The 3,558-nt window shown below is 68.3% G+C and carries 3 protein-coding genes and 1 pseudogene; 2 read left to right on the forward strand and 2 right to left on the reverse strand.

All coding sequences use genetic code 11. The features are described 5' to 3' along the window. Nucleotides 1-1,138, forward strand: a 1,138-nt coding sequence (locus DD1DGNOD_RS14535) for an MFS transporter (RefSeq protein WP_131770382.1), incomplete at its 5' end; no start/stop codon positions are given. Here DD1DGNOD_RS14535 and DD1DGNOD_RS14540 read toward each other — a convergent pair. Both DD1DGNOD_RS14540 and DD1DGNOD_RS14545 read right to left on the reverse strand, forming a co-directional pair. Then, complete coding sequence (locus DD1DGNOD_RS14540; RefSeq protein WP_165036730.1) at nt 1,125-1,826, reverse strand: response regulator transcription factor; 702 nt, start codon at nt 1,824-1,826, stop codon at nt 1,125-1,127. The two genes, DD1DGNOD_RS14535 and DD1DGNOD_RS14540, sit on opposite strands and share 14 nt — an antisense overlap. A 138-nt stretch (nt 1,827-1,964) precedes the next feature. After that, nucleotides 1,965-2,603: a response regulator transcription factor gene (locus tag DD1DGNOD_RS14545; RefSeq protein WP_165036732.1), complete on the reverse strand. Its 639-nt coding sequence runs from the start codon at nt 2,601-2,603 to the stop codon at nt 1,965-1,967. Between the two features lie 556 nt (nt 2,604-3,159). On the opposite strand from DD1DGNOD_RS14545, the pseudogene DD1DGNOD_RS27045 reads away from it, so the two are divergent. Further along, nucleotides 3,160-3,558 (forward strand): annotated as a pseudogene (locus DD1DGNOD_RS27045) (hypothetical protein); the annotation flags it as partial.

Genomic DNA, 3,558 nt, shown 5'->3' on the forward strand with positions numbered 1-3,558 from the left:
ACTCGTCGCCTTCCGTGGCATCCAGGCGGTCGGCGCGGCTGTTGTGGTGCCCACCTCCCTGAGCCTGGTGCTCGCCGCCTACCCGCCCGCCCGCCGCAGCGCGGCAGTGCGCACCTGGACCGCGATGGGCGGACTGGCCGCAGCCTTCGGACCAGTTGCCGGGGGTCTTCTGGTCAGCGCCAGCTGGCGATGGGCGTTCCTGGTGAACATCCCCGTCGGGATCGCGGCCCTCGTCGCAGGCGCCCGTATTCTGCCCGACCCGCCGGGGGAACGCGGCCCGCTGCCGGACGCCGCCGGAACGGCCCTGCTCACCATCGGAATCGGGGCGCTGACGTTCGGCCTGGTCAAGAGTGGCGACTGGGGCTGGGGTTCCTGGCGGGTCATCGGCCTGCTCGTCGCCACCGCAGCACTCGTCGTGGCATTCCTGGCCCGTTCGGCGCGCCACAGCAGCCCGGTCCTCGAACTCGCCCTGCTGCGCAGCCGCAGCTTTTCGGTGACGTTGGGTAGCGCAATACTGTTCTCCGCCGCGTTTGGCGCCATGTTGCTGTCGGTCGTGCTGTGGGCGCAGGACGGGTGGGGCTGGTCCGCCCTTCGGACCGGCCTTGCGGTGGCCGTAGGACCGGCCATGGTGCCGCTGCTGTCAGTGGCCGCCGGCCGGCTCATCCCGCGCCTGGGGCCTGGGGCGGTCATCGCCCTCGGCTGTACGGTCTTCTCCGCCGGCGTGCTGTGGTGGGCGATCTCGGTTGGTCCGGAACCCGACTACCTCCGCGACCTGCTCGGCGGCATGCTGCTCACCGGTATCGGTGTCGGGCTGACCCTGCCCACTGTGTTCTCCACCGCTGCCACCTCACTGCCACCCGCGCGATTCGCCACCGGCTCGGCCGTGGTCAGCATGGCCCGCCAGATCGGTATCGCCGTCGGCGTCGCCGTGTTCGTGGCTGTGCTCGGCACCCCGGACGGGCCGCAGTCGCGGCTGCTCGGCTTCCAGCGCGGCTGGTATTTCATCGCCGCGATCTCCCTGGCTGGCGGGCTCCTCGCGCTGGCTCTACCCCGTCCCGGGCGACGGGCCGCCACTGTGGTCGACGACACCGCGGACGCCGCGGCGGTCGACGGCACGGCGTCCGTCAGCGTTGGTTGAATTTCGCCAGCGGCCAGGGTGCGGGTGCTTCGTCGGCTGCCTCGTCGGGCGTTTCGTCAAAGGCGATCCCGGCGCGTGCGGCCAGGGCGACCGCCTCCAGCCCGGAATGGACCTCGAGCTTGCCGAGCAGGTTCTGAACATGGGTACGCACAGTGTTCGAGGAGAGGAACAGCCGCGCGGCGATGGTGTTGCGGTCGAGCCCGTTCACCATGCACTGCAGGATCTGCCGCTCGCGGTAGGTGAGGGTCGAGATCTTCTTCTCCGCGGGGGACGGCTGTGCCGACCGCGCCAGGTCGGTGAGAACGGGCCCCAGCAGGGATGGCGGAAACCAGCTCTCACCGTTGCGGGTGCCTCGCACCACGGACATCAGATGGTGCAGACCCAGCCGTTTCGGCACCCACGAGCGCACTCCGGACCGTACCGCGGCGGTGGCCAGGCGAGGGTCGTCCATGTCGGTCACAACGACTGTCGGTAGCCGGTCGCACAGCCGCCGCAATCGTCTGACGAGCTCGGCCGCATCCTCCCCGAGCAGTTCCACGTCCAGCAGAAGAATGTCCACCTCGCGCATTTCCAGAACCCTGGTGGCCGCCTCCGCGTTGTGCACCACGTCCACCACCGTGAAATCGTGCTCGGCGCGCATGGCGGCAGCGAGAACACCGCTGAACGCCCGCTGGGAATCGGCGATCAATATTCGACTCGGTTGCATGCTGGATATGTACCGGCCGCGTGCTTTCAGTACACCTCCGATCAGCCCGGGAGCCGGCCGCGCGGAAGGGCCGGCCTCGGCAGGGTCAGCCGTAGAAGAGCCGGCCGCGGAAGGGGGCGGTCAGCCGGCGCGATCCACCAGCCCGACCCTGACCGCCAGCGCGGCGGCCTCCATCCGGCTGTGTACGCCGAGTTTGTTCAGCACGTTCTGGATGTGTGAGCGCGCCGTGTTCACCGTAATACCGAGCTCTGCCGCGAGAATGGCGGTGCTCTGCCCTCGTCCGAGCCGGACGAGCACGTCCCGCTCCCGGTTGGTCAGCAGGTTCTCGACAGTGGCCGACGCACCGGAGTAATGGGGTGCGTGCACGGCCCGCACGGCGACGTTCGCGTCGGTCATCGTCTTTCCATGACCGACGCATTCCGCAATCGCGATGACCCGTTCGATGTCCTGCGTCTTGGACGCGAATCCACCGACACCGGCCCGGATGGCGGCATTGATCGCCGCGATGTCGGTGGAACCGGTGAGCAGCAGCAGTTTTGTCACCGGTGTCAGGTCGGCCAGGGAACGGATCAGCTCCAGACCACCCCCGTCCAGGAAACCCAGGTCGATCATCCCCAGGTCGGGTCGATGACATCGGATCACGCCCTCGGCGTCGGCGGCGGTGAAAGCCACGGCGCACACCGTCCAGCCCCGTGCGGTCAGCATCGCGGCCATGGCCTCGACGAACATCCGGTGGTCGTCGCAGAGAACCACCCTCACGACGCAACCCGGCGGGTGTCCCGGGGCGGATCGGTCTGCGCCGCCGTCATGCTTCCCCCATACCTTCGCATACCTTCGCTCGACAACGAGGACCGATTGACTCCTACCCGGCCACGGCGACGGTATGCCATATGCACTCCGCGACACATTGAGCGGCATCAAGCGACATTACGTGCCGGCGGGATTATCGGTGACCGCTGCCGGCGGTGGCCACGCCGGCGCGATGCGCCATATGTCTGTCAAGCGTGGCGGCGGCATCACCTGAGATCCGGGTAGGTATCGGTCGTACCGACGTATCCCGACGGACCGTGAGCAGTGAGATTCCCGCGGTCTCAAGCAGCTCATTTGTGCTGACTCCACGTGCTTTACCGGCCCGCCAGCGTGTTGACACTGATGTGGACGTCAATTCGTTGTTGTTCGGGTTTGGGTGTACCGGGAAGGAACTGCTACGGTACCTCCGCCCGGGGGGGCGTCGTAGCCGCGAGGAAGTAGCGTGCCAAAAGATCATATGTCTGTGCCGATCAGTCTGCGATCCCGGGTTCGGCGCCGATCCGCCGTGTTGATGTCAGCCCTGCTGACACTGCTGACAAGCGCCGGCCTGGAAGCCTGTCAGAATCCGCAGCTGCCGGTGCCTGTCCCACCACCTCCCCCGACCACGTCGGCGACGCTCTACTCGCCGGCGAGCTCCTGGAACGCCCCTGTCCCGGGGAGCGCGAGCGTCGACGTGAACTCGGCCACGATGCTGCGGACGGTCGTCGCGGCGGCGCAGGCGCAGGGCTTCGTGATCGCGGTCAAGGAGTGGTCGCGGCCGCTGCACTACGCCGACTCGACGACGTCACGCCACACCGTCTCACTGACCGCCCCGTGGGCGCCGGCGTCGACGATGTCCGGCGTCCCGATCCCCGCGAACGCCGCGCCCGACCCGGCCGACGACGGCCACATGGTGGTCATCGAC

Origin of the sequence: Candidatus Protofrankia californiensis (assembly GCF_900634765.1) — a bacterium.
Classification (GTDB): Bacteria; Actinomycetota; Actinomycetes; order Frankiales; family Frankiaceae; genus Protofrankia; species Protofrankia californiensis.